Genomic DNA, 24,701 nt, shown 5'->3' with positions numbered 1-24,701 from the left:
CCGTATGAAGAGCGATCTTTTCTCCAACGAGAACATGGTGCAGCCGGCGTACGCGCCGGGGATGAGCGTCCAGAACGCCAAGTCGATCAAGTACGCGGTGAACGGCGAGATGCTCGCCCGGCAGGGCGCGATGATCGCCTTCCGGGGGAATCTGCAGTTCGAACGCAAGGGCCAGGGCGTGGGCGGCATGCTCAAGCGCGCGGTCACCGGCGAGGGGCTGGCGCTGATGGCGGTGCGCGGTCAGGGCGAGGCCTGGTTCGCGCACGAGGCGCAGAACTGTTTCATCGTCGACATCGAGCCCGGCGACGTGTTCACCGTCAACGGACGCAACGTGCTCTGTTTCGACGCGTCCCTGTCCTACGAGATCAAGACGGTGAAGGGCGCCGGCATGACCGGTGGCGGCCTGTTCAACAGCGTCTTCACGGGACAGGGGAAGCTGGGTCTCATCTGTGACGGCAATCCGCTGGTCATCCCGGTGTCGCCGCAGCTGCCCGTGTTCGTCGACACGGACGCGGTGGTGGGCTGGACGGCCCACCTCACCACCTCCCTGCACCGCTCCCAGTCCTTCGGTTCGATGATCCGCGGCGGCTCCGGGGAGGCCGTGCAGCTGAAGCTGGAGGGCGAGGGCTTCGTGGTGGTACGGCCGAGCGAGGTGACTCCGCAGGCCCAGCAGCACTGAGCCGACGGACGACAGGGAGCCCAAGCGAACAGGTTTTCGAATCCAGGAGTACGCTGCAGGTATGGCCGCGCACCTCCAGGGCTCCCTCTTCGACCAGTCCGACGACGTCCGCCTCGGTCCGCTCGACGGGCTGCGCCGTCGTGAGCTGGGGGCCGGCGCCTGGGTCGACGTACTGCCCGGGTGGCTGACCGGCGCCGACGCGCTGTTCGAGCGGCTCGCCGAGGACGTGCCGTGGAAGGCGGAGCGACGACAGATGTACGAGCAGGTCGTGGACGTACCCCGCCTGCTCGCCTACTACGGCCCCGAGGACACCCTGCCGCACCCCGTCCTGGACGAGGCCCGGCAGGCGCTGTCCGCGCACTACGGCTCCGAGCTCGGCGAGCCGTTCGTCACGGCGGGGCTCTGCTTCTACCGCGACGGCCGGGACAGCGTGGCCTGGCACGGCGACCGGATCGGCCGGGGCGCCCGGGAGAACACGATGGTGGCCATCCTGTCCGTGGGCGACCCCCGCGATCTGGCCCTGCGCCCCCACGGCGGCGGCGGTGGACCGACCCTGCGCTTTCCACAGGGGCACGGCGACCTGCTCGTGATGGGCGGCTCCTGCCAGCGCACCTGGGACCACGCGGTACCCAAGTCGACGCGGGCGGTGGGGCCGCGCATCAGCATCCAGTTCCGGCCGCGCGGCGTCCGCTAGCCAGTCCGCCCGCCGGGCGCGGGGCCGTGGGCGAGCCGCGGGGCGGGGCCGTGGGCGAGCCGCGGGGCGGGGCCGCGGGCGAGCCGCGGGGCGGGGCGGGGCGGCGCGGTGCGCTGCCGGCTACTTCCGTCCGGCGAGGGCCCGCGCCTGCGAGGACCGGGCCAGCTTCGGGCCCAGCCAGCGCTTGAGCCGGCGCAGGGCCTCCAGACGGCCGGCCGCGCGGTCGAGGCGGTAGTAGAGCTGCGGCGGCACGTACGGCAGCAGCGGCGAGTGCCGTTGACCGAGGAGCGCGAACATCTGCTCCGGCGGCAGCTCGATGTACCGCTGGATGTTCTCGTACCACTGGGCGCTGTACCGGGCGGCGCTCTGCAGCCGCAGGAGGTCGGACTTGCGGCGTCGCTCGTAGGCGGTGAGCGCGCTCTCCGTGTCCGGGTGGGCGCCGAGGGACTCGGCCAGGCAGATGGCGTCCTCCAGCGCGAGGGTGGTGCCGGCGCCGATGGAGTAGTGCGTGGTGTGCGCGGCGTCGCCGAGCAGGACCAGGTTGCCGTGGTGCCAGACGCGGTTGGTCAGGGTGCGGAAGGTGAGCCACCGGGCGGTGCCGTCACCCTGGTCCCGGCCCAGCAGCGGATGGCCGTCCAGGATGTCGGCGAAGAGCTTCTCCAGGAGGGCGAGGCCGTCGGCCTCCCCCAGGCGGTCCAGGCCCAGGCCGCTCAGCGTCTCCGGGCAGCACTCGATGACACAGGTGCTCTGCTCGTCGCTGAACGGATAGGCGTAGGCCCAGATCCAGCCGTGGTCGGTCTCCTGGAAGGAGAACGTGAAGGCGTCGTGGACCTTGGTCGTGCCCAGCCAGATGTAGGCGTTGCGGCCGAGCGTGATCTCGCTGCCGAAGCGGTCCGCGTACCTCTCGCGCACCGTGCTGTTGACTCCGTCGCCCGCGACGACGAGGTCGGCCTCCGGCAGGGCGACGGCCGTGATCTCGTCCTCGTACTCCACCCGGACACCCAGGGCGCGGGCTCGGTCCGCCAGCAGTTCGAGCAGGCGGCGCCTGCCGATGCCGAAGCCGTCGTCGCCGGGCTGGACGGTGCTGCGGTCGCGGACGTACGCCACCCCGCTGTTCCAGGTGACGGAGTTCTCGCTGATGGCGAGGGCCGTCTCGGGGTCCTTCTCGCGGAGCTCGTCCAGCAGTTCGGACCAGTAGGTGACGCCCCAGCCGTAGGTGGACCCGGCCGGGTTCCGTTCATGGACGGTGATGTCGTGGGACGGGTCCTGCCGCTTCATCAGGATCGAGAAGTACAGGCTTGCGGGTCCGCCGCCGACGCACGCGATCTTCACGCACACTCCCATTTCGCTGCGCAAAGCGATCAATTGACCACGAAGAGTAGCAGTGCGCGTGCGGTCCGGATTCACGCCACTTTGCCCGCGTGACGCCGACCACGCACCACGCACCCGCACCGCAAGATCATCGGCGCCGGCGCCGCCACCGGGCGGAATATCTCCCTCCCCCCTCCCCCGCGAAGGCGGCACAGCAAGATCATCTTTGTTCAACCTTGCACGACATATACGTGATTGTCCTGATCGCAGCCAACCGGTTTCCCGGGATTTCTCCCGCCCCACAGCAGGTCGATAGGTATGACGAGTCATCAATCACCCCTTTCCCAGGAGGTTTTCGCATGCCCGACATCACCCGGCGCCACGCTCTCGGGGCCGCGGCGGCCCTCACCGTGACCGTCGGAGCCCCGCTCACCGCGGCGGCCGCGGACGACCGCACCGGCCACGACGACCACGGCGACCACGACGGCCATCAGCCGCTCCAGCCCTTCGACGAGGTCTACCGGGGCCGCCGGATACAGGGCCGTGCCACCGAGGGCGGGGGGCACCACCACGGCACCGGATACGCGGTGTTCGTCGACGGGGCGGAGCTGCACATGATGCGGAACGCCGACGGCAGCTGGATCAGCGTCGTCAGCCACTACTCCCCCGTGCCGACCCCGCGGGCGGCCGCCCGCGCGGCCGTCGACGAGCTCCAGGGCGCCCGCCTCGTCCCCTTCAACTGACCCGCGCCGCCCGCACGCGCACCACCGGATTCACTGCAAGGAGCCGCAGCACCATGACCACCCGCAAGAACCAGGCGACCCTGACCGCCGACGAGAAGCGGCGCTTCGTCGACGCGCTGATCGCGCTGAAGCGGTCCGGCCGCTACGACGAGTTCGTCACGACGCACAACGCGTTCATCCTCGGCGACACGGACAACGGCGAGCGAACCGGCCACCGTTCGCCGTCCTTCCTGCCCTGGCACCGCAGATTCCTGCTGGAGTTCGAACGGGCCCTGCAGTCCGTGGACTCCACGGTCGCCCTGCCCTACTGGGACTGGACGGCCGACCGCACGGCCCGCTCCTCCCTCTGGGCCCCCGACTTCCTCGGCGGCACCGGACGCAGCCGCGACGGACAGGTGATGGACGGCCCGTTCGCGGCGTCCACCGGGAACTGGCCCATCAACGTGCGCATCGACGGCCGCACCTATCTGCGCCGTGCTCTCGGGAGCGCGGTGCGGCAGCTGCCGACCCGGGCCGAGGTGGACTCGGTGCTCGCCATGCCCACGTACGACATGGCGCCCTGGAACAGTGCCTCGGACGGGTTCCGCAATCACCTGGAGGGGTGGCGGGGCGTCAACCTCCACAACCGGGTGCACGTCTGGGTGGGCGGCCAGATGGGCACCGGGGTCTCCCCCAACGACCCGGTGTTCTGGCTGCACCACGCGTTCATCGACAAGCTGTGGGCCGACTGGCAGCGGCTGCACCCGAACTCGGCGTATCTGCCGGCCTCCGGGACGCCGAACGTGGTGGACCTGAACGAGACGATGAAGCCGTGGGGCGACACGACCCCTGCGGCGCTGCTGGACCACACCCCGCACTACACGTTCGACGCGGCCTGAGGACGTTGATCCGCCGGGGACCTGGGTACTCGCGCCGGGACGCGGCCGGGGCGACCCGGTCGCGACCGCAACGCAACCGATGTGAGGAGGCGACCGATGACCCAGATCGAGGAGTCCGTCGAGGTCCAGGTCCCCGTACGGACCGCCTACAACCAGTGGACGCAGTTCGAGACGTTCCCCGAGTTCATGAGCGGGGTCGAGCGGATCGAGCAGCGGTCCGACACGCTGACGCACTGGGTGACCAAGGTGGACGGTGTGCGCCGTGAGTTCGACGCGGAGATCACCGAGCAGATCCCGGACGAGCGGGTCGCGTGGACGACCGTCTCCGGTGAGGCCAGGCAGGCCGGCGTCGTCACCTTCCACCACCTCGCCGAGGGGCGCACAAAGGTGATGCTGCAGATGGAGTTCCAGCCGGAGGGCACCGCCGAGAAGGTGGCCGACAAGCTGGGCGTCGTGAAGCGGCAGACCAAGGGCGACCTGGCACGCTTCAAGAAGTTCATCGAGGAGCGCGGCCGGGAGACCGGGGAGTGGCGCGGCGCCGTCGTGTGACGCGCACGCTCTCCCGGGGCGTCCCGCCGGGCCGGTTACTCGGCCCCGGCCGTCGCTCCCGTACGGCACTCCGGGTGGCCCCAGCCCTGGTCGTTCTTGGCGATGGGCTCACCCGCGGCGTACGGGCGGCCGCACTGACAGCGGCCGGGGAACTTCGCCTTGATGGTGCGGGACGAGGAGGCGGAGGAGCCGCTGCGCCCGCCCGCCCTGCCGGACCTCGCGGTCTTCTTCGCCGGTGCGCGGCGGGCCGGGACCGTGTCGGGCGCGGCCGGCGGCTCCGGGGAGCCCAGTTCGGTGCCGGCGGGTTCCTGGACGGTGGCCGCCTGGCTCGCCGCACGGTCGGCGAAGTCGTTGAGGCGGTCGCCGTCGACCTGGTGGGCGGGCACATAGCGGAACTCCACCGAGCGTCCGGCGAGCAACTCGTCGATGCGGACGACGAGTTCCTGGTTGGCGACCGGCTTGCCGGCGGCCGTGCGCCAGCCGTTGCGCTTCCAGCCGGGCAGCCAGGTGGTGACCGCCTTCATCGCGTACTGGGAGTCCATCCGGATCTCGATCGGGACCGCCGGGTCGGTGGCCGCCAGCAACCGCTCCAGCGCGGTGAGTTCGGCGACGTTGTTGGTGGCCCTGCCCAGCGGGCCGGCCTCCCAGCGCGCGGGGATCTCATCGTCCTCGGCCACCACCCAGGCCCAGCCCGCCGGTCCGGGATTTCCCTTGCAGGCTCCGTCACAGGCGGCCACAACACGTTCCGACATGCGCTCGATCATGCCATGCCGCGCGTGCCCGTCGGTTCCGGTGCCCGCTCAGTCGACGTCCTTGAGCTCCGGCATCTCGCCCTGGGTGTTGGTGACGTCGATGACGGAGAACGACGCGCCCTGCGGATCGCTGAGCGCGGCGAAGCGGCCGAACGGGGTGTCCATCGGGCCGAAACGCAGGACACCGCCGAGCTTCGTCGCCTTGGCGACCGCGTCGTCGCAGTCGGGGACGGTGAAGTACACGTTGATGTACGAGGGCACCTCGGGCGGGAAGTCCTCGGCCGTCATTCTCATCCGGCCGAGGAGCGGGTTCTGTCCCAGGTCGAAGACGCGGAAGTCCATGTGCGGGTCGTCGGGGTCCTCCATCTGCCTGGACCGGTAGGAGAAGACGGCCGGGAAGAACGCGTCGGACTTCTCCGGCTCCCGGGTGAAGATCTCGGCCCAGGTGTACGCGCCGGGCACGCCCATCGCCTCGAAGCCCTCGTGGACGCCGGCCTGCCAGCAGCCGAAGACGACGCCTTCCGGGGAGCGGGCCAGCAGCATGGAGCCGAACTCGCCGACCCGCATCGGCTCCATCAGCACGTCGCCGCCGTTGTCACGGATCCTGGCCGCGATGGCGTCCACGTCGGACGTGGCCAGGTACAGGCACCAGGCCGACTGCCCCTCCTGGCCGGGCATCGGGGGGACGACTGCGGCCACCGCCTTGCCGTCCGCGTACGCCTGCGTGTAGTTGCCGTACTCGGCGGACGACTCGCCGAAGGTCCAGCCCAGGACCTCGCCGTAGAAGTTCTTGGCGCCCTCGACGTCGCCGAACATCGCGTCGACCCAACAGGGCGTTCCCTCGGGCTGTGCGGCCATGGCTGCCACTCTCCTCGGTTCGACGGGTGGTCTCCCGGCTCTCACGCTAACCAGGGCGGGTCCCGGTCGCGCGCCGAGCGGGACGGACCGCGTGAAACCGGCACGAGTTCCTCGGGGCGGGGCCACGGCCGTGCGGTGTCTGATAATTTCAGCGGCGCTCGCACTCCCGTTCGCCTCGACTCGTGACTCGACTCGTGAGGTGCCGCCATGTCCGGCCGACCGTTCCGACGTACGGCGCTGCCGTGCGCCCGGGGCCGGACGGTACACCTGGTGCTCGTGGCCGCGCTGGCCCTGACCACGTTCCTCTTGTTCTGCACGGGCTCGCCCCCGGGTGAGGCGTCCGAGCGCCGGCTGCACCCGGTCTCGGCGGGGCCGGCCCAGGGGCCGCCGGTGAAGGAACGGTCCGCGGCGAGCCGGTCGGTCACCGCGCGGACCGGCCTCGTGGAGCGCGACCCCTGCGGACACAGTCCCGGCGAGCACGACTGCCACTCCTCCGAGCCGGCCGCCGTGCTCGGCCACATGCCGTTGCCGGGCGCCGATCACACGGCCGCGCCCTGGCAGCCCGCGCCGGCTCCGGCCGCGCTCGCGCCGTCCGGCGCGGGGGAGCCGGGGCGGGCCCGTCCTCCCGATCTCCACGAACTGCAGTTGCTCCGCGTCTAGGCCGGGCACCGGCCGTGACGACACCACCTCAGACGACTCGCAGGACCGCCGTGCCCCGGGTGGGCAGGGCCGGGAGAAGGACACCCCATGGCTTCATCAAAGTCCAAGGCCAAGAACAGCGCGCCGAAGGGCAGGAACAACAGCCCCAAGGCCAGGGAGGCGGCACGGCGTGCCCGCGTCGAGGAGATACGCAAGGCGGAGCAGGCCCGTGAGCGGCGCATGCGGCTGCTCACCCTCGGTGTGACCGGTGTGATCCTCGCCGGGCTGGTCGGCGGCGGCTGGTACCTGATCGACGCCGCGCAGGAGAAGGAGGAGGCGAAGGCCGCGCCCGTCGAGGGCGTGAAGAGCTGGTCGAAGCTCACCCAGAACCACGTCACCGAGACCGTCGACTACAAGATGAGCCCGCCCGTGGGCGGCGACCACAACCAGGTGTGGGTGAACTGCGACAAGCAGGTGTACACCAAGGCCGTGCCGAACGAGAACGCGGTGCACGCGCTGGAGCACGGCGCCGTCTGGATCACGTACAACGACAAGGCCGCCAAGGCGGACGTCGAGTCGCTGACCGGCCTCGTGAACAAGACGACGTACACCTTCATGAGCCCCTACGAGGACCAGTCGTCGCCGATCGTGCTGAGCGCCTGGGAGCACCAGCTGAAGGTGGACAAGGCGTCCGACCCGCGGGTGCGGAAGTTCATCGACAAGTACGTGCAGGGCGAGCAGACACCGGAGCCGGGGGCCGCCTGCACGGGTGGCATGACCCCGTGATCTGACGGAGCGGGGGCGTCCGCGCCGACGGGCGCCCTCGTGGCCGACACGGGTCTTCCGCCCCGGGCCGGGCTGTGCTTGCCTGGGGAACCGTTTCGGTGGTCGGGGCGGGAGTCGCCGTATGCGCAAGCCGTGGATCGTGGGAGTGACGGGGGCGGTGCTCGCCGGGCTGCTGCTCGGCGCGTGCGGGGATCCGGAGTCCGCACCGGAGCAGGCGCCGCCGTCGGCCGCGGCACCGGAGCCGTCGTCGACCACCCGTCAGCGCGCCGCCACCGGGTCGCCCGGCGGCGGCACGGGCGGCGCCGACGCAGACACCGGCACCGGCACCGGCACCGGCACCGGCACGACGAAACCTGCGCCCGGGGTGCTCTACCTCGGGGACTCCCTCGCCACGGAGAACCAGACCGTCCTCGGCGACCTGCTGAAGGACGACCTCGGCGCCCGCTACACCAGCGCCCCCTACTCCGGCACGACCCTGTGCGACTACCTGGAGGGCACCGCGGACCGGTCGCTCGTCCCGCCGCGGGACAAGGCGGCCGCGCTGGTGCGGCGGCTGCGCCCGGACTATGTGGTCCTGCAGTTCTGGGGCAACGCCTGGGACTACACGCCGTGCATGGACGGCGTCACCTACGGCAAGGCCCGCGCCGAGTACTTCCGGCGGTACACGGCCGCCGCCGAGCAGCTCACCGACCAGATCGCGAACGCGGGCGGCGAACACCGGCCGACGATCGTGTGGGTGCTCCAGGGTCCGGACCCGATGACCCCGGACCGGGTGCGCCGGGTGAACGCCCTGTACACGAAGCAGGCCAAGGCCTCCGGCGACCTGGTCGCGGACGCCGGCAAGGCGGTCAGCCCGGCCGCCGACCGCTACACCTGGGCCCAGTACCTGCCGTGCACGGCCTACGAACGCGAGCACGACGGCTACTGCACCCAGCCCGGCCGGGGCCGCACCGCACTCCACCACGACAAGGACTACCTGCACTTCTGTCTCGCCCCGACGACGGCCAGGCCGAGGCCGTGCCCGGTCCGGTCCCCGGGGATCACGCGGATGGCCCGGGAGATCACCCGGGCCATCGCCGACGCGCGTACCGACAGCCCGTAGCCCGGACCGCCCTCCACCACGGTGGGGGGCTGCGCGGACCGCTACTCGCCCGCGTACGCCTTGCGCAGGGCGGCGAGGTCGAACTTCCCCATCGCCATGAACGCCGCGGTCGCCCGGGCCGCCTTCTGCGGATCGGAGTCGCTGATCATGTCGATGAGTTCGGCCGGCACGACCTGCCAGGAGACGCCGAACCTGTCCTTGAGCCACCCGCAGGGACCGGGCTCACCGCCCTCGGTGAGGCTGTTCCAGTAGTAGTCGATCTCGTCCTGGTCGGCACAGAGGATCTGGAAGGAGATGGCCTCGGTGAACTTGAACTCCGGGCCGCCGTTCAGCGCCACGAACTGCTGGCCGTTGGCCGTGAACTCCACGGTCAGCACGGTGCCTGCCGGCTGGGGCGCGCCCTCGCCGTAGTGGGTGACCCGGCCGAGCCGGGAGTTCTTGAAGACCGAGACATAGTGGGCGGCCGCCTCCTCTGCCTGGCCGTCGAACCACAGGCAGGTGGTGAATCCTTCGCTGGACATGTGCGCCTCCTCCGGCGGGGTGTGTCGTCTCCTGTGTCGACCGATCCTGGTGCCGAAACTCATCGGTGGCGTGGACGCGAGAGGCGCCGGGTGAGGACGCGTCGGGAGTGCTCTGCTGTCGGCGAATCTGCCGTGGGCAGAGAAAGACCAGGTGAGGGGCGGTTCACGGGGAGGGTGGAGTCAGCGGCCACCGCGGCCGCGTTCACCCACAGGGAGGAACCGTGGTTCCACTGATCACCGGCCGGGCCCCGCTGCTCGCCCCGCGCGCGGAGGAGGGTGACACCCCGCCCTCGCGCTTCGACGACCATCTCGCCGCACAGCTCCTCGCCCAGCGGATCGTCTTCCTCGGCACCCAGGTCGACGAGGTCTCCGCGAACCGGGTCTGCGCCCAGCTGCTGGTGCTGTCCGCGGAGGACCCGCGCACCGACATCAGCCTGTACATCAACAGCCCCGGGGGTTCGGTGACGGCGGGTCTCGCCATCTACGACACGATGCGGCTGATCCCCAACGACGTGTCCACGCTGGCGATGGGGTTCGCCGCGAGCATGGGGCAGTTCCTGCTGAGCGTCGGCACGCGCGGCAAGCGGTTCGCGCTGCCCAACGCGCGGATCATGATGCACCAGCCGTCGGCGGGCATCGGCGGCACCACCGCGGACATCGAGATCCAGGCGGAGAACCTGGAGTTCACCAAGCGGGCCATCGAGCGGATCACCGCCGAGCACACCGGGCAGTCCGAGGAGACGGTCTCCCGCGACGGCGACCGCGACCGCTGGTTCACGGCCGAACAGGCCCGGGAGTACGGGATGGTCGACCGGGTCGTCGAGTCGCTCGACGACGTGCGGCCGGCCTCCTCGCGTCGACGGATGGGACTGCAGTGATGGGGACGTACACGATTCCGAACGTGGTCGAGCGGACCGCCCAGGGCGAACGGTCCTACGACGTCTTCAGCCGACTGCTGTCCGAGCGCATCGTCTTCCTCGGCACGGAGATCGACGACGGGGTGGCGAACGTCGTCATCGCCCAACTCCTGCATCTGGAGGCGGCGATGCCGGACCGCGAGATCTCCGTCTACATCAACTCGCCCGGCGGCTCGTTCACTTCGCTGATGGCGATCTACGACACGATGTCGTACGTACGGGCGCCGATCTCCACCCTCTGTGTGGGACAGGCGGCCTCGACCGCGGCGGTGCTGCTGGCGGGCGGAGACCCCGGTCGGCGGTTCGTGCTGGAGCACGCACGGGTGCTGCTGGGGCAGCCGGCCAGCGGGGGCCGTCAGGGCACGGTCTCCGACCTCGCCCTGCAGGCCAAGGAGATGGTGCGCATCCGAGCGCAGGTCGAGCGGGTGCTCGCGCGGCACACGGGGCGTGAGGTCGCGGAACTGCGGACCGACATGGACAGGGACAAGGTGTTCACGGCGGAGGAGGCGGTGGACTACGGGCTGGCGGACGAGGTGCTGAGCCGACGGCCCGTGGGGGTCTGAGACCCCCGACCCGTCAGGCGACGAGGCACAGGCCGTTGGAGGAGGCCCTGGGCGTAGCGCGGGTCAGTTCCCTGTGGGCCCGGGAGAGCAGGTCTCCCAGGCCCAGGCCCAGTGCCTGGGCCGCTGCCGCGAGAACCTCGGACGAGGCCTCCTTGCGGCCGCGTTCGACCTCCGAGAGGTACGGCATCGAGATGCGGGCCGCGTCGGCGACGTCCTTCAGGGTGCGCTCCTGGGCCAGGCGCTCGCGGCGGAGCACGTCGCCGACGAGGTCGCGCCACAGGGGTTCCTTGGCGGGCGGACCGGCCGGCGGGACCGGGCGCAGTGGAATGACTCGGGCTTCGTTCGACGCGTGTCGGCTCACCTCTCCAGCCTAGGAACGGCACGCGGGAGAGCAAGGGCTCGGCGTTCCGCCCAGAGGGGAATCCGGTCGCGCACCAGGTGTCACTGGCCGATACGGCCGTCTGTGCGTTCGCGCAGGAGGTCGGCGTGGCCGTTGTGGCGGGCGTACTCCTCGATCAGGTGGACCAGCACCTCGCGCAGGGCGATGGGCTCGCCGTCGTGGTGTCCGGTGACGCCCAGGTCGGGGGCGGCGGCCACGAGGCGCTCGGCGAAGTCGACTTCGGCGCGCCAGGTCCGCCAGGCGTCGGCGACGGCCTCGGGGTCGGCCACGGCGTCGTCGAAGTCCGCGTCGGGGTTCTCCCCGGCGCGGTAGTGGCGAGGCTCCGGCCGGCCCGCCAACGCCTCGCGGAACCAGTACTGTTCCACGCCCGCCAGATGGCGCACGAGCCCGAGCAGCGACATGTTCGACGGCGGCACCGCGCGCCGGGCCAGCGCCTCGGCGTCCAGGCCGGAACACTTCAGCTCCAGGGTGAGCCGTTGGTTGCGCAAGTACCCGACGAGCGTGGCCCGTTCCCCGTCGAACCCGCCGTCGCCTCGCGGGTCCTCGTCGGGGCCGACGAATCGGTCGCCCCACCCGGTCACCCGCTCCGGCAGCGGTTGTTCGTCGGTCCGTGTCCCACGTTGATCGGTCATGCGGAGGAGCATCGGCCGTCCGCGCGGCGCTCCGCCACCCGTTTTCCGTCGGGACCGCGTGTCTCCGGCTCCGGGGGCGGGCTGGAGTCGCTGTGTGCTCCCGTGCAACCCTCGCCCTGATCCGCGAGGGCCGACGGGGTCCTGGGCCGGCCGGTGAGCCGGTCACGAGTTCGGGGTGACCGGCTCCGCGGCATCACGGAGGGCCGCCGAACTCGTCGTCGTGGTGTCGTCCGGCGCCGAGTCGTCGGTCTCGGGGCTCTTCGGCTCCGGCTCCGGCTCCGGCTCGGACACGGAGGTGGACGGTGTCACGGCGGACGAGGAGGGACACGGGGTGGCGGCCGCGTCGGCCCCCTTCGAATCGCACGGTTCGGGCGACTTGGTGGGCGGTTCCTCGGAGAACGACGTGGACGCCGACGGGGAGGGCTGGTCGACGGGCGGGGTGGTCTTCTCGTCCTTGCCACCGGTGTCGCCGGCGGGACGGGTGAACCAGTCGTCGTGGTCGGGGTCGTAGAGGACGAAGACGTTGATGATCACCGTCGAGGGCTCGACGACCACCACGTTCCGGGCCCGGTACGACGACCAGGAGTCGCCCTTCGGCTCCGGTGTGGTCTTCAGCGCGACCGGCGGCTTCAACGGGTTGCCACAGGCGCAGCGCACCCGGGGCACCCCCCGGTCGTCGACGAGGACGGCGGTGCCCGCCTGGAGGACGGCCTGGTAGCTGGTGGCGGCGCCGTCGCGGTAGCCGTGGTTGGTGACGCGGGTGTCCAGGCGCAGCTGCACCGGGGTGAGCGAACGCAGGTAGGCGGGCACGCCGGCGGACTCGACGCCGGCCACGGCGGCGAACGCGTCGTTCTTGGCGGGGTTCGCCCTGAGTACCTCGACCTGCTTCTCGACGTCGCAGCTGGCGATGTTGCGGGTGCCGCCGTAGAGGCCGGCGGCCGCACCGTCCACGGCGCGGGTCACGTTGGCCGGTTCGGACCGGGTCGGTGTGGTGGTGGGGGTCTCGGGCGGGGTGGAGCTGTCCGTCGCCGTCGACTCGGTGAACGGGTCGGGGCCGGACTTGCCGGCGGCCTGGAGGAAGACCTCGCCGTCCGCCGAGCCGCCCGAGTCGTCGGAGCGGGTGAGGACGACGACCAGGACCACGGCGACGACGGCCGCGGCGATCAGCAGGGCGATGCGGGGCGCGGACCGCCACCACGGACGACCGGGGCCCGCGGGGCCTGCCCCGGAGCCCCCGGCGGACCCACCGGGCCCTCCTGGCCCTCCTGGCCCCCAGGACCCGCCGGATGCTCCGCCGAAGTCGCCTGTTCCGCCCGCGCCCGAGGGTCCGCTCGGGGGTTCCGGTGGTCCCCCGCCGCTCGGGTGGGACGGGTCGGGTGGGGTGGGGCCGGGCCCCGACGGTCCGGACAGAGGGCCGGAGGGCGGGCCGGTCGGACGGCCGGAGGACGGTTGGTCGGCGCTCACGGGGCTTCTCCCGCCGTAGGGATCTGCGGCGATTCACGCCGATGACGGCGTTCTGCTCCACAACAGGCCCATTGTGTGCCCTGGTCCCGTGCACCCCGCAAGCCGACGGGTGTCGGTGACATGCCCCGCCCGCTCGCCGCGCGGAGTGCCCCGGCCGTGCTTAGCGTGGCAAGAGTGAGTCCCCAGACCCTGCGTCCGCGGCGAACGGCGTCATCCGGGCGGGCGGTCGCCCGCCACGGCTGGCTCCACGCCCTCGCCACCGTGCTGGCCGGGCTGATCGCGATGATCGTGACGGCGTCCCTCGGACTCTGGGCGGCGGGCGCCACAGACCTCCCCGACGGCGCGTTCCCCCGGGTGGTCGCGGCCACCGTGGTGACGGCGGTCGGCGGCACCATCGAACTCTCCGGCGACGCCGGGCCCCTCGCCGAGACGCGGGCGGACCTGACCGTGGTCCCCCTGTCGGTGACCCTCGTCGGCGCGCTGGTGATCGCCGCCGGATTCCTGCGGCCCCTGCGGCACCGGGCGGTCGCGGGAGCGGGCGAACTCGCGGGCTGGGCCGCCCGGATCGCCGTCCTGTGGCTCGTGGCGCTGATCGGCCTCGCGGTCTCGGCCCGCCAGAGCTTCGACGTCCCGCTCGGCGACGTGGGCGACTTCTTCGGTGCCTCCGCCGAGGTGGGGTTCGAGACCGCCGTGGCGCCGACCCTGTTCTTCGGGCTGCTGTGGCTCGCCGGTGTCCTCGTCCTGGCACTGCTGGTGTCGCGCGGGGCGCCGCTCCCGGCGCGGCTGCTGCGCTTCCAGGAGTCGGTGCGGCCCGCCGCGTACGCGATGGTGGGCCTGCTGCTGGCGTACGTCGGCATCGGGCTGGTGATCGCGGTGGTGGTGGCGCTGACCCGAGGTCATGCCGCCGAGACGGCCGCGGTGATCCTGCTGGGGCTGCCGAACGTGCTGTGGCTGGTCCTCACGATCGGCCTGGGCGCCACCTGGGACAGCCAGGTCGAGGGGCCCTTCGGGCTGCCGATGCCCAGGATCCTGGACGAGGTCGTGCGCGGCCCCGATGTGTCGACGCTGAACCTGGGCTCCCTCGCCGAGTACGACGGCCGGGTCTGGTGGCTGGTGGCCGTGAACGCCGTGCTGCTGACCGCCGCCGCGTTCGTGATGGCGGCCCGCTCCCCGGCCCGGATGCGGCTGTGGCAGCACGGTGTGCACATGGCGGCCGCGCTCGCCCTCACCGTGCTGATGATCTGCCTCGTGGGCCGGATCTCCGCGCACTACGGACTGTCGGTCATCGGCATCGGCGACCTGGGCGGCGACCTGGGCGGGGAGTTGTACCTGCGGCCCCATCTGTGGTCCGCGCTCGGCCTCGCCGTGCTGTGGGGGCTCGTGACCGGGTTCCTGGGTGGGGTGTTGGCGAAGGGCGTACGACGGCGGGGCGAGGTCGACAGGGCCGCCGACCGCCCGTAGGCGGGGGTGCCGCCGACCGCCGGTAGGCGGGGCGGACGTCGTACGACGTCCGCCCCTTGTCGGCGGCTCAGGCCGGACGGACGGCGGTCAGCGCCGTCCGGCGGTCAGGCCGGCCGGACGGTCAGGCCGACCGGACGGTCAACGGCTCCGGCGCGGGTGCCGCCAGCCGGCCCCCGCGGTACAGACCGTGCACGGACGCGGCGCAGCCGAGGCCGAGCGCGGTCAGCGCGAGCCACGGCAGTGCGGGCAGCCCGGCCTGCCGGGCGGCGTCCAGCGCGGCGCCCGTGAGCAGGTTCTCGACGGTGATGCCGATACCGCAGACGGTGTTGTACAGCCCGTAGTGGGTGGCGACGAGCCGGTCTCCGCTGAGGCGGACGATGGTGTCCATCTCGAAGGGGTACGCGATCATCGTGCCGACGGCGAGCAGCAGCGCGGCCAGCGTCGGCGGGAGGGCCGCGGACAGCCACCGCCCCGGTCCGGCGTCGGGCACGGGCAGCAACGCGGGCACGAGCAGGGGCACGAAGGCGGCGCCCATGACCGCCAGTCCCCGGACCAGTGCCTGGCCCGGTTCGTAGCGGGCCTTGCACCAGGCCGTCACCCGGGTCTGGCCGAGGACGGTGCTCAGCCCGGACACCGCGAAGAGCACCGCCACGGCCGCCGTGCCGAACTCCCCGTCCCCGCCCAGGCGCCGCACCTCCAGCGGCAGGGACAGATAGACCTGGAAGGTGAGGACGTACGAACCGGTCATCGCGGCGGCGAAGAGCAGGAAGGGCCGGTTGGCGAGGATGCCGCGCCACTGGACGAGCAGGCTTTCTCGGCCCTCGTCCCGCCGGGCCCCGCCGTCCTCGCGGTCCCGGGAGGGCAGCGCGCGGATCTGCACCACCGACAGCACGGCGAAGATACCGGCGGCGGTGAGGCAGGTGACGCGGAAGTCGACACCGGTGAGCACCATGCCGACCAGCGGGCCGAGGAGTATGCCCGCCTGGTAGAAGACGTTGAACAGGGCGAACGCCTCGACCCTGCGCTCCCCCGCCCCGGCCGCGAGGTAGGCCCGCACGGCCGGGTTGAACAGGGCGCCCGCGAGGCCGGTGGCGGCCGAGGCCGCCAGCAGGGCGGGCAGGGAGTCGACGAAGCCGAGGGCCGCGAAGCCGACGGTGCGCAGGACGCAGCCGGCGACGATCAGCGGCTTGTGGCCGAAGCGGTCGGCGAGTGCGCCGCCGACCACGAACATGCCCTGCTGACTGAAGTTCCGTACGCCCAGCACGAGTCCGACGATCCAGCCGGCCAGCCCGAGGGTGCCGGAGAGGTGCGCGGCCAGGTAGGGCATCAGCATGTAGAAGCCGAGGTTGATGGTGAACTGGTTGACCATCAACAACTGGACGGCGGGGTCGTAGGACCGTACCTGGGAGAGTGTCCCCTTCACGCGCCGTCCTCCTCGCGGGCGGCGGGCAGGGCGAGGGGGTCGACGACGTCGGTGCAGCGGGTCCAGCGGGTGACTTCCTTCTCGTCCGCGCGGCCGATCACGTCGGGTTCGACGGCCGGCGGTCCGGCGAGCAGCCCGTGCCGGGCGCAGTACTCGTCGTCGTACACGGTGTCGAGGTAGCGCTGGGGGCCGTCCGGGAAGATCGCCGCGATACGGGTGTCCGGGGACCCGGTGCGGGCCACCCAGCCCGCGACGAGGGCGACCGCGCCGACGCTCCACCCGCCGGTGGCGTAGTGGGACGCGGCCAGGAGACGGCAGGTCCGTACGGCCTCGTCCGGGGCGACCCAGTGGACCTCGTCGAAGGTGTCGTAGGCGACGTTGCGCGGGTGGATGCTGGAGCCCAGGCCCCGCATCAGACGGGTACGGGCGGGCTGGCCGAAGATGGTCGAGCCCACGGTGTCGACGCCGACGATGCGGATGTCCGGGTAGAGCTGTCGCAGGACCCGTCCGACGCCCGCCGAGTGTCCGCCGGTGCCGACGCTGCACACGAGGGTGTCGATGTGGCCCAGCGCGGAGGCGAGTTCGAGGGCGAGCGGGGTGTACGCGGTGGTGTTGTCCGGGTTGTTGTACTGGTCCGGGCACCAGGAGCCCTCGTACCGGCCGAGGAGTTCGGTGACCCGGTCGCGCCTGGCCTGCTGCCAACCGCCTGTGGGATGCGGGTCGGTGACGATGTCGACGGCGGCGCCGTAGACGCCGAGCAGCCGGGTCATGGACGGTTCGAGGCCGGGGTCGGTGACCAGGGTGACGGGGTGGCCGTACACCATTCCGGCCAGGGCGAGGCCGAGGCCGAGGGTTCCGCTGGTGGACTCGATGATCCGCGCGCCGGGCCGCAACCCGCCTCGTGCGCGGGCCCGTTCGACCATGTACAGGCCGGGGCGGTCCTTGATGCCGCCGGGGTTGAAGCCCTCCAGCTTGGCCCAGAAGCCGTGTCCGGCCGGGGTCAGCGGCTCGGACACGCGCAGGAGGGGGGTGTTGCCGACCAGCGCCGGCAGGGCCGAACGGCCGCTCGCGGCAATCCGGTCGGTGAGTGCGGTCGAGGTGGGTGGGGTGAGGGGGACAGCCTCGGGGAGGGCGTGGGAGGTGGCGTTGATGGATCGCATGGTGTCGCTCTCGCTGGACGTTGACATGGTCGCGTGCACGTGGCGGCCGCCTTGGGGGGAGGCCGCGGGCGAGAGGTCTAGATCCGCCACCGCGAGGTGCGCACCAACACGGTCCGGCCCGTGCGGGGGTGTCGGCGTCGGTGCGGGCCGCGGCGCACCGGCCGCGGTGGGCCCGGTGCCGCGGCGGCGATCCCGGCGAGCAGGGGCGCGGGATCAGTGGCGAGCGATGGCTGGTGCGAGGTCTGGGCGGTCGGTGTCCGGGGGACGCCGCCGGTCAGGCACTCCTCGGCCGAGTGGTGGCCATGGGGTCCGTGCGGGGCCTCGGGTGCCGCCGGGGTCGCGCGGGTCGCCGAGGTCGCCGGGGTCGCCGGGGTCGCCGGGGTCGCCGGGGTCGCTTCGACCGTGACCCCGGCCACCGAGGTCGGGGTGACCACGGGGGCGGCAGCCGCGGACGAGCGGTGCGACTCGTCGGACGGGCCGTGCGCGAACGCGCACAGGATGAACGCGACCAGCAGGAAACCGTGCACGAGGGCGGCAAGCGGTTGCGACCGGCGTGAGAGGGCCGGTGCCCGCCGACGGGGTACGGGCACGCGGGACTGGAGCGGCAACTGGGGTCCTCCGGGCGCGCGCACGGCAGGCCCGGCTCGGCGGCGGGCGGCCGGGAGCGGACGAGGGCACGCGGATGTGGAACGACAACCGGGCGGGAGGGAGGAGCCCGGGGGCCTAGACCTGCTGGACGACCAGTGCCCTCACGGCGGCTGACGACCGGTCGGACGGGTGCGCCTCGCCGGCGTCGCGCGCGGACGGGGCACAGCCCGGTGCGACGACTTCGCTCACCGACACCGCGAATCGGGGCTGCGCCAGGGACGGACCCTGCTGCGGTTGCGCGGCGGCGCAGTGTTCGACCGGGTTGCCGACGCCGTGGTCGCCGTGCCCTGCGGGCCGGTCGTGCGGGTCGGCGGGAGGCGCGACGAGGGCCTCGACGGCCGTGGCCGGAGAGACCGTGGACGGCACGTCCGCACCGTGGGGCGGGAGTCCGGTCGTGCCGGCAGCGGGGGTCACGGCGCTGGTCGTCCCGTGTCCACCGGCGCTATCCGGGGTCGCCCCATGTGTCAGGGCGACGGCGAACAGCACCACGGCGAGGCCGAGCACGCGCAGCAGCGGGCCCGCGAGAGCGCGGGCCCGAGCCATGCGTCGAAGTGGCCGAACCGTCATCACACCGTGATGCTAACGCGCCCCGGAGGTCACTCGTCCGGATCTCCGGGTGCGCGGCGCCAACGCGCCAAGCAAATGACCGATTTGCTGCGGCGAGCGGCTGCCCCCGGCATCGGGGGCGGCTCGCGCGATCCTCACCCCTCCACTGGCGCCGGGACCGCCGCACGCCGGTCGAGGAGGGAGGCACAGATCTCCCCGGCGCGTACGGCGGTGGTGGACAGGAGGGTGGAGGTGAGGCCGTGGGTGTGTTCGGTGCCGCCCTGCAGATAGATGTCGGCGGTGACGTTGGGGTTGGTGGCGACCCGGTGGTCGCGGCCGACCAGGAGGGCGTCCTCGTCGTCGCGCAGACAGAGTTTGCCGATCTCCCCCAGGTCGTCGCCGACGCCCCGGGGCCGGTAGCCGGTGGCATAGACGAGGAGGTCGGAGGAGAGGACCTCGCGCTCCCCCGTCGGCAGGAACTCCACGGTCACCTTGACGTCGTCGGGGCCGGCCTCGACCTCGCGCAGCCGGGAGACGTTCATCATCCGCAGCCGCTCCCGGCCCTGGACCTTCTCCTGGTACATGGAGCGGGACAGGGACTCGATCAGGTCCATGTCCACGACGGAGTAGTTGGTGCTGCGGTGGTAGTCGAACAGTGACTGCTTCACCTCGCGGGGCGCGCCGTAGTACAGGTCGACTGCCTCGGGGTCGAAGATCTTGTTGGCGAAGGGGCTGTCGTCGGCGGGCGTGTAGCCGTACTTGGCGAAGACCGAGCAGATCTCGGCCTCGGGGAAGTTGCGGTGGAGGTAGTCCACGGCCTCCGCCGCGCTCTGGCCCGCGCCGAGGACGATCGCGCGGCGCACCGGCCGTCCGCCGCGCACGACCTGCTCGACGCGGGGCAGCAACTCGCTGTTGTGCCAGACCCGTTCGGACAGGGCGGCACCGGGCGGGAGATGCGGCTCCAGGCCGGTGGCCACGCAGATGCTGCGGGTCCGACGGACGGTCAGACTGTCCGGGTCGCCGGGGACGCGGCTGGTGACGTCGAAGTAGCGGATCTCACCGTCCCGGGTGACCGGACGTACGGAGACGACCTCCGAGGAGTACTCGACGAGGTGCGCGACGCGGGCGGCCGCCCACTCGAAGTAGTCGTGGAACTCGATGCGCAGCGGGAAGAGAGTCTTCAGGTTGAGGAAGTCGACGAGGCGGCCGCGGTCGCGCAGGTAGCACAGGAAGCTGAAGTCACTGGTGGGGTCACGCATCGTCACCAGGTCCTTGAGGAAGGACACTTGCATGGTGGCGTCGTCGATGAGCATGCCCCGGTGCCATCCGAACCGGGGTTGTCTCTCCAGGAATCCGACGCGCAGTCCGTCCCGCGCGCCGGAGGCCACGGAGTGTTCGTGCAGTGCGATGGCGAGTGCGAGATTGGACGGGCCGAACCCGATCCCCAGTACGTCGTAGATGGAATCCGCCCCGGTGTGCAGCGTCGTCACCGCGTCATCTGCCTTTCATAGAAGGGGTCACAGAGTCTCCCAAGCCGGAACACGGCCTCCCCCAAGCACAGCCATGTTAGATAAGGTAAGCCTTACCTAGCAACGGCTGAGGAGGGCTCATATGCGGGTCGTCATGTTCGGGTACCAGACCTGGGGACACCGGACGCTGCAGGCACTGCTGAATTCCGACCACGAGGTGGTGCTGGCCGTCACCCATCCGAAGAGCGACCACGCGTACGAGAAGATCTGGAACGACTCGGTGGCCGATCTCGCCGAACAGCACGACGTACCGGTGCTGTTGCGCAACCGGCCGGACGACGACGAGCTGCTGCGCGTGCTCAAGGAGGCCGAGCCCGACCTCATCGTGGCGAACAACTGGCGCACCTGGCTGCCGCCGGAGATCTTCGATCTGCCGCCGCACGGCACGCTCAACATCCATGACTCGCTGCTCCCCACCTACGCGGGCTTCTCCCCGCTCATCTGGGCGCTCATCAACGGCGAGCCCGAGGTCGGCGTCACGGCCCACCGGATGGACGCCGAACTCGACATGGGCGACGTGCTGTTGCAGCGGTCGGTGGCGGTCGGGCCGCAGGACACGGCGACGGACCTGTTCCACCGCACGGTCGATCTGATCGGCCCGCTCGTCACCGAGTCGCTCGATCTCATCGCCTCCGGCAAGGCCGTGTGGACGCCCCAGGACCGCTCGCGGTCGAGCTTCTTCCACAAGCGGTCCCTGGAGGACAGCCGGATCGACTGGACCTGGCCCGCCGAGGATCTGGAGCGGTTCGTACGGGCCCAGTCCGACCCGTATCCGAACGCCTTCACCCACCATCGGGGGCAACGCGTCCGGATCGTCTCGGCCGCCGTGTCCGAGGGCCGTTACGGCGGCACGCCGGGGCGGATCTTCATCCGGGAGGGAGACGGTGTCGTGATCGTCGCCGGTGCCGAGGCACGCTCCGGGCGGCTGCCGGGGCTGGTGGTCAAGCGGGTGCGGACGGAGGACGGCACGGAACTCGCGGCGACGGACTACTTCCGCACGATGGGCGGCTATCTGACGGCCCGTCCGTGAGCTCGGGGCACCGTCGGCCGCGTCGGTCGGCGGTGCCCGCAGGACGCCCCTGCCGGTCGGCGGTGCCCGCAGGCGGCCGGGGCCGGCCGGCGTGCCACGAGGTGCCCGGGGTCAGCCGGCCGTCCCCGCGACGGGCACCGCGTCCGCCTCCGCGCCCTCGTGGTGACGGCCCATCGGGATCACCATGGGCGTGCGGCTGACGGGGTCCTCCCCGACCACGCAGCGCAGTCCGAAGACGTCCTCGACCGTCCTCGCGGTGATGACGTCGGCGGGTGCTCCCTGGCCCGCTATCCGGCCGCCCTTCATCGCGACGACGTGATCGGCGTACCGGCAGGCCTGGTTGAGGTCGTGCAGGACCATGACGACGGTGCGGCCCTGGTGCCGGTTGAGATCGGTGATCAGGTCGAGGACGTCGATCTGGTGGGCGAGGTCCAGGTAGGTCGTCGGCTCGTCCAGCAGCATCACCGGAGTGCCCTGGGCGACGGCCATGGCGATCCAGGCGCGTTGCCGCTGTCCGCCGGAGAGTTCGTCGACGGGACGGTGGGCGAGGTCGCCCATGGCGGTGGCCCTGAGGGCCTCGTGCACGGCCTCCTCGTCGCTCCGGGACCACTGGCGCCACCAGGTCTGGTGCGGGGAACGCCCGCGCCCCACCAGGTCGATGACGGTCAGGCCCTCGGGTGCCACGGGCGTCTGCGGGAGGATGCCGAGCCGCTGGGCGAGGACCCGGGTGGGGAGGGAGTGCACCGAACGGCCGTCGAGGTGGACGGTGCCCGCCTTGGGGGTCAGCAGACGGGCCAGCGCACGCAACAGAGTCGACTTGCCGCAGGCGTTGGCGCCGACGATGGCGGTGACCCGGCCCGTCGGGATCACCAGGTCCAGGTCCTCGACGACGATCCGGTCGTCGTAGGCGAGACGCAGACCCTCGGCACGCAGTTCGGGACCGTCGACGGCACCGCCCCCACGGGAATCGGCACGGGAATCGCCGAGGGCGTCGGCGCGGTCGTCGCGCTTCGTGGTCGGCTCGTCCTTCGATGACACGTCTTCAGCCTCCTGAACCGGCGCGGTTGGCGCGGATGAGCAGCCACAGCAGTACGGGGGCGCCGAGCACCCCGGTGACGACCCCGACCGGAAGCTCCGTGTCCGGGACGAGCTTGCGGGCGGCGAGGTCCGACACGAGGACCATCACCGCGCCGGTGAGCCCCGCGGCGACGGGCGGCGGGAACGGGGTGCCGGCCAGGCGCTGGGCGACCTGGGGCGCGGCGAGCGCCACGAAGGCGATGGGTCCGGCGGTGGCCGTGCCGAAGGCGACGAGGCCGACGGCGATGAGCAGGACGGCCACCCGGACGAGCTGCACCCGGGTGCCGAGGCCCTTCGCGACGTCGTCCCCGAGTTGCATGACACGGATCTGCCGGCCGAGCAGGATCGCGGGCGGCACGAGCACGGCCAGGGTGACGGCGAGCGGGCCGATCTGGTCCCAGGTACGGCCGTTGAGGTTGCCGACGAGCCAGCCGAGGGCGGCCTGGGCCTGGAAGCGCTGGCCACGGGCCATGAGGTAGTCGGTGAGGCTGGTGCAGATCCAGGCCACGCCGATGCCGACCAGGACGATGCGGTAGCCGGTGGTGCCGCGCTTCCAGGCGAGCGCGTAGACCAGCAGGCCGGTGACCGCCGCGCCGAGCAGGCCCAGGGCCTGGGTGCCCAGGCCCGCGTCCCAGCCGAGGACGATCCCCGCGACGACGGCGGTGCCGGCGCCCTGGGTGATGCCGATCATGTCGGGGCTGGCCAGCGGGTTGAGCGTCACCGTCTGGAGGAGGGCGCCGGAGATGCCGAAGGCGATGCCGACGAGCAGCCCGGCCAGGGCCCGCGGCAGCCGGAGTTCGTGGACGATCAGCTCGGTACCGGGATCGCCCGTGCCCACCAGGGCCTTCATCACGTCGCCGATCGGAAGGGCGATGTCCCCGACGGAGATCTCCACGGAGAACGCCAGGAACGCGGCCGCCGCGAGCAGCAGACCGACCACGAGCAGCCGGGGCCGTACGACGCCGGAGACGGGCGGGGCGGGGATCCGGAAGGCGACGCGGTCGGCCGTACGCCGTTTCGGCGTGGGGTCCCCGCCGTCCTTCGGGGGCGGCACGGGGGCGAGTTCGGTCGTCATCGGCTCACAGCTCCACGGATTCGGTTCTCACGGGCCCGCGTACGCCCGGTCGTGAGGTCATGGTTCACAGCTCCGCGAGACGTCGGCGGCGGACCAGTGCGATGAAGAAGGGGCCGCCGACGAAGGCGACGAGGACACCGGCCTGGATCTCGGTCGGGCGGGCGAGCAGGCGGCCCGCGATGTCGGCGGCCAGCAGGAGGCAGGGGGCGAGGAGGGCCGACAGCGGGAGCAGCCAGCGGTGGTCCGGGCCGATCCCGGCCAGTTGGGCGAGGACCCGGGCGATGTGCGGGACCACCAGGCCCACGAAGACCACGGGCCCGATGACGGCGACCGCTCCCCCGGTGAGCAGGGTGACGGCGACGACGCCCTGGACGCGGACCAGGCCCAGCTTGAGCCCGAGCGACTTCGCGACGTCGTCACCGAGCGCGAGGCTGTTGAGGGCGGGGGCGCAGGCGAGGGCGAGGATCGCGCCGACGGCCAGGAAGGGCAGCACGCGGAGCAGGACGGCCTCGTCCTGGTTGGCGAGGGAGCCGGCGCTCCAGAAGCGGTAGCGGTTGAGCGCGTCCGGGTCGGTCAGGGCGATGGCGCTGGTCAGCGAGAACAGCAGGGAGGTCACCGCCACACCGGCCAGGGCGAGTTTGACCGGCGTGGAGCCGGACCGGCCCAGTCCGCCGAGGAGGTACACGAGGACGCTGGCGGCGAACGCGCCGCCGAAGGCGAACCAGATGTAGCCGTACACCGATCCGATGCCCAGTACCCCCACCGACAGGACCACGGCGAATGCCGCGCCCGCGCTCACCCCGAGGATGCCGGGATCGGCCAGCGGGTTGCGGGTCAGCGCCTGCATCAGCGAGCCCGACAGACCGAGGGCGGCGCCGGTGGCGAGGCCGAGGGCGGTGCGTGGCAGGCGTACCGACCAGATGACGTTGTCGATCCGGGTGCTGGGGGCCTCTCCCACCAGGGTGTGCCACACCTGGTCGAGAGGGACACCGAGGGCACCGAAGGCCATCGAGAGGGCGCACAGTGTGAGCAGGAGGATGCCGGAGAGCGTCAGCAGCAGTACCGCGCGGGGGCCTTTCGCCGCCCGGACCGTCGAGGTCCCCACGTCTTCAACTTTCTTTGATGAGGCTTGCCTTAACTGTAGGGCGAGCACGGGGTGAACTGTAGGTCTTCCGTCGAATGCCGTCCCGTCCGGACGGGTACCTCTCTTTGCGGACCCTGGGAATTAGGTAACCCTTACCTTAGTATGTCGGCGACCCCGGCC

General features: G+C 71.9%; 27 protein-coding genes. 12 read left to right on the top strand and 15 right to left on the bottom strand.

Annotated features, from left to right (window positions below; genetic code table 11):
* Positions 1 to 4: 4 nt before the first annotated feature.
* Positions 5 to 679, top strand: coding sequence for an AIM24 family protein (locus GWK25_RS22230; protein WP_215452338.1), 675 nt, complete (start codon positions 5 to 7; stop codon positions 677 to 679).
* Positions 680 to 740: 61 nt separating this feature from the next.
* Positions 741 to 1,373 (top strand): alpha-ketoglutarate-dependent dioxygenase AlkB, encoded by a 633-nt coding sequence (locus GWK25_RS22225; protein ID WP_215452337.1) that lies wholly within the window; start codon positions 741 to 743, stop codon positions 1,371 to 1,373.
* A gap of 120 nt (positions 1,374 to 1,493) precedes the next feature.
* Here GWK25_RS22225 and GWK25_RS22220 read toward each other — a convergent pair whose 3' ends face one another.
* Complete coding sequence (locus GWK25_RS22220; protein WP_215452334.1) at positions 1,494 to 2,705, bottom strand: FAD-dependent monooxygenase; 1,212 nt, start codon at positions 2,703 to 2,705, stop codon at positions 1,494 to 1,496.
* Positions 2,706 to 3,043: 338 nt separating this feature from the next.
* On the opposite strand from GWK25_RS22220, the gene GWK25_RS22215 reads away from it, so the two are divergent.
* The 3 genes from GWK25_RS22215 (at position 3,044) to GWK25_RS22205 (ending at position 4,854) form a co-directional block, all read left to right on the top strand.
* Positions 3,044 to 3,427 carry a tyrosinase cofactor gene (locus GWK25_RS22215; protein ID WP_215452332.1) on the top strand — a complete coding sequence of 128 codons (384 nt, stop codon included), beginning with the start codon at positions 3,044 to 3,046 and terminating at the stop codon, positions 3,425 to 3,427.
* Positions 3,428 to 3,480: 53 nt separating this feature from the next.
* Positions 3,481 to 4,305, top strand: coding sequence for a tyrosinase family protein (locus tag GWK25_RS22210; protein WP_215452329.1), 825 nt, complete (start codon positions 3,481 to 3,483; stop codon positions 4,303 to 4,305).
* 96 nt (positions 4,306 to 4,401) lie between these two features.
* On the top strand, positions 4,402 to 4,854 hold the full coding sequence (locus tag GWK25_RS22205) for an SRPBCC family protein (protein WP_215452327.1): 453 nt from the start codon (positions 4,402 to 4,404) through the stop codon (positions 4,852 to 4,854).
* Between the two features lie 35 nt (positions 4,855 to 4,889).
* Here the strand turns inward: GWK25_RS22205 and GWK25_RS22200 are convergent, their stop codons facing one another.
* Both GWK25_RS22200 and GWK25_RS22195 read right to left on the bottom strand, forming a co-directional pair.
* Positions 4,890 to 5,618, bottom strand: coding sequence for a ribonuclease H (locus GWK25_RS22200; RefSeq protein WP_215452324.1), 729 nt, complete (start codon positions 5,616 to 5,618; stop codon positions 4,890 to 4,892).
* A gap of 36 nt (positions 5,619 to 5,654) precedes the next feature.
* Positions 5,655 to 6,464, bottom strand: coding sequence for a VOC family protein (locus tag GWK25_RS22195; RefSeq protein WP_215452322.1), 810 nt, complete (start codon positions 6,462 to 6,464; stop codon positions 5,655 to 5,657).
* Positions 6,465 to 6,671: 207 nt separating this feature from the next.
* On the opposite strand from GWK25_RS22195, the gene GWK25_RS22190 reads away from it, so the two are divergent.
* The 3 genes from GWK25_RS22190 (at position 6,672) to GWK25_RS22180 (ending at position 8,991) form a co-directional block, all read left to right on the top strand.
* On the top strand, positions 6,672 to 7,124 hold the full coding sequence (locus GWK25_RS22190) for a DUF6153 family protein (RefSeq protein ID WP_215452319.1): 453 nt from the start codon (positions 6,672 to 6,674) through the stop codon (positions 7,122 to 7,124).
* Between the two features lie 87 nt (positions 7,125 to 7,211).
* Positions 7,212 to 7,889, top strand: a complete 678-nt coding sequence (locus tag GWK25_RS22185) for a DUF3105 domain-containing protein (protein WP_215452317.1) — start codon at positions 7,212 to 7,214, stop codon at positions 7,887 to 7,889.
* Between the two features lie 121 nt (positions 7,890 to 8,010).
* Entirely contained in the window at positions 8,011 to 8,991 is a 981-nt protein-coding gene (locus tag GWK25_RS22180) for an SGNH/GDSL hydrolase family protein (protein WP_215452315.1), read from the top strand.
* Between the two features lie 41 nt (positions 8,992 to 9,032).
* Here GWK25_RS22180 and GWK25_RS22175 read toward each other — a convergent pair whose 3' ends face one another.
* Positions 9,033 to 9,512, bottom strand: a complete 480-nt coding sequence (locus tag GWK25_RS22175; RefSeq protein ID WP_215452313.1) for a VOC family protein — start codon at positions 9,510 to 9,512, stop codon at positions 9,033 to 9,035.
* A gap of 221 nt (positions 9,513 to 9,733) precedes the next feature.
* Here GWK25_RS22175 and GWK25_RS22170 point away from each other — a divergent pair, with 221 nt between their 5' ends.
* Positions 9,734 to 10,390: an ATP-dependent Clp protease proteolytic subunit gene (locus GWK25_RS22170; protein WP_308010788.1), complete on the top strand. Its 657-nt coding sequence runs from the start codon at positions 9,734 to 9,736 to the stop codon at positions 10,388 to 10,390.
* On the top strand, positions 10,390 to 10,992 hold the full coding sequence (locus GWK25_RS22165) for a ClpP family protease (RefSeq protein ID WP_215452311.1): 603 nt from the start codon (positions 10,390 to 10,392) through the stop codon (positions 10,990 to 10,992). The genes GWK25_RS22170 and GWK25_RS22165 overlap by 1 nt, the downstream gene beginning before the upstream one ends.
* 13 nt (positions 10,993 to 11,005) lie before the next feature.
* Here GWK25_RS22165 and GWK25_RS22160 read toward each other — a convergent pair whose 3' ends face one another.
* The 3 genes from GWK25_RS22160 to GWK25_RS22150 all read right to left on the bottom strand — a co-directional run bounded on the left by GWK25_RS22160 (position 11,006) and on the right by GWK25_RS22150 (position 13,488).
* Positions 11,006 to 11,353 carry a helix-turn-helix domain-containing protein gene (locus GWK25_RS22160; RefSeq protein ID WP_215452309.1) on the bottom strand — a complete coding sequence of 116 codons (348 nt, stop codon included), beginning with the start codon at positions 11,351 to 11,353 and terminating at the stop codon, positions 11,006 to 11,008.
* An 80-nt stretch (positions 11,354 to 11,433) separates the two neighbouring features.
* Positions 11,434 to 12,024: a DinB family protein gene (locus tag GWK25_RS22155; RefSeq protein ID WP_251828977.1), complete on the bottom strand. Its 591-nt coding sequence runs from the start codon at positions 12,022 to 12,024 to the stop codon at positions 11,434 to 11,436.
* Positions 12,025 to 12,186: 162 nt separating this feature from the next.
* Entirely contained in the window at positions 12,187 to 13,488 is a 1,302-nt protein-coding gene (locus tag GWK25_RS22150) for a DUF6777 domain-containing protein (RefSeq protein ID WP_308404284.1), read from the bottom strand.
* A 174-nt stretch (positions 13,489 to 13,662) separates the two neighbouring features.
* On the opposite strand from GWK25_RS22150, the gene GWK25_RS22145 reads away from it, so the two are divergent.
* On the top strand, positions 13,663 to 14,949 hold the full coding sequence (locus tag GWK25_RS22145) for a streptophobe family protein (protein ID WP_215452305.1): 1,287 nt from the start codon (positions 13,663 to 13,665) through the stop codon (positions 14,947 to 14,949).
* Positions 14,950 to 15,070: 121 nt separating this feature from the next.
* Here the strand turns inward: GWK25_RS22145 and GWK25_RS22140 are convergent, their stop codons facing one another.
* The 5 genes from GWK25_RS22140 to GWK25_RS22120 all read right to left on the bottom strand — a co-directional run bounded on the left by GWK25_RS22140 (position 15,071) and on the right by GWK25_RS22120 (position 20,216).
* Positions 15,071 to 16,372 carry an MFS transporter gene (locus tag GWK25_RS22140; protein WP_215452303.1) on the bottom strand — a complete coding sequence of 434 codons (1,302 nt, stop codon included), beginning with the start codon at positions 16,370 to 16,372 and terminating at the stop codon, positions 15,071 to 15,073.
* A complete protein-coding gene (locus GWK25_RS22135) occupies positions 16,369 to 17,532 on the bottom strand; it encodes a PLP-dependent cysteine synthase family protein (RefSeq protein ID WP_215452301.1) in 1,164 nt (387 codons plus the stop codon). Before GWK25_RS22135 ends, GWK25_RS22140 begins: the two co-directional genes overlap by 4 nt.
* Positions 17,533 to 17,609: 77 nt before the next feature.
* A complete protein-coding gene (locus tag GWK25_RS22130; protein WP_215452299.1) occupies positions 17,610 to 18,059 on the bottom strand; it encodes a hypothetical protein in 450 nt (149 codons plus the stop codon).
* A 196-nt stretch (positions 18,060 to 18,255) separates the two neighbouring features.
* A complete protein-coding gene (locus tag GWK25_RS22125; protein WP_215452297.1) occupies positions 18,256 to 18,723 on the bottom strand; it encodes a hypothetical protein in 468 nt (155 codons plus the stop codon).
* Positions 18,724 to 18,881: 158 nt separating this feature from the next.
* Positions 18,882 to 20,216 carry a lysine N(6)-hydroxylase/L-ornithine N(5)-oxygenase family protein gene (locus GWK25_RS22120; RefSeq protein ID WP_215452295.1) on the bottom strand — a complete coding sequence of 445 codons (1,335 nt, stop codon included), beginning with the start codon at positions 20,214 to 20,216 and terminating at the stop codon, positions 18,882 to 18,884.
* Between the two features lie 121 nt (positions 20,217 to 20,337).
* On the opposite strand from GWK25_RS22120, the gene GWK25_RS22115 reads away from it, so the two are divergent.
* Positions 20,338 to 21,285 carry a methionyl-tRNA formyltransferase gene (locus tag GWK25_RS22115; RefSeq protein ID WP_215452293.1) on the top strand — a complete coding sequence of 316 codons (948 nt, stop codon included), beginning with the start codon at positions 20,338 to 20,340 and terminating at the stop codon, positions 21,283 to 21,285.
* A 111-nt stretch (positions 21,286 to 21,396) separates the two neighbouring features.
* On the opposite strand, the gene GWK25_RS22110 is transcribed toward GWK25_RS22115, so the two are convergent.
* From GWK25_RS22110 to GWK25_RS22100, 3 genes are all read right to left on the bottom strand, one after another.
* Positions 21,397 to 22,323 (bottom strand): ABC transporter ATP-binding protein, encoded by a 927-nt coding sequence (locus GWK25_RS22110; protein WP_215452291.1) that lies wholly within the window; start codon positions 22,321 to 22,323, stop codon positions 21,397 to 21,399.
* A 4-nt stretch (positions 22,324 to 22,327) separates the two neighbouring features.
* Positions 22,328 to 23,437 (bottom strand): iron chelate uptake ABC transporter family permease subunit, encoded by a 1,110-nt coding sequence (locus tag GWK25_RS22105; protein WP_215452288.1) that lies wholly within the window; start codon positions 23,435 to 23,437, stop codon positions 22,328 to 22,330.
* Between the two features lie 64 nt (positions 23,438 to 23,501).
* Complete coding sequence (locus GWK25_RS22100; RefSeq protein WP_215452286.1) at positions 23,502 to 24,542, bottom strand: iron ABC transporter permease; 1,041 nt, start codon at positions 24,540 to 24,542, stop codon at positions 23,502 to 23,504.
* Between the last annotated feature and the right edge of the window lie 159 nt (positions 24,543 to 24,701).

The organism is Streptomyces sp. ATCC 21386, assembly GCF_018728545.1.
Lineage (GTDB): Bacteria > Actinomycetota > Actinomycetes > Streptomycetales > Streptomycetaceae > Streptomyces.
This window is presented reverse-complemented; position numbering and strand designations above follow the sequence as displayed.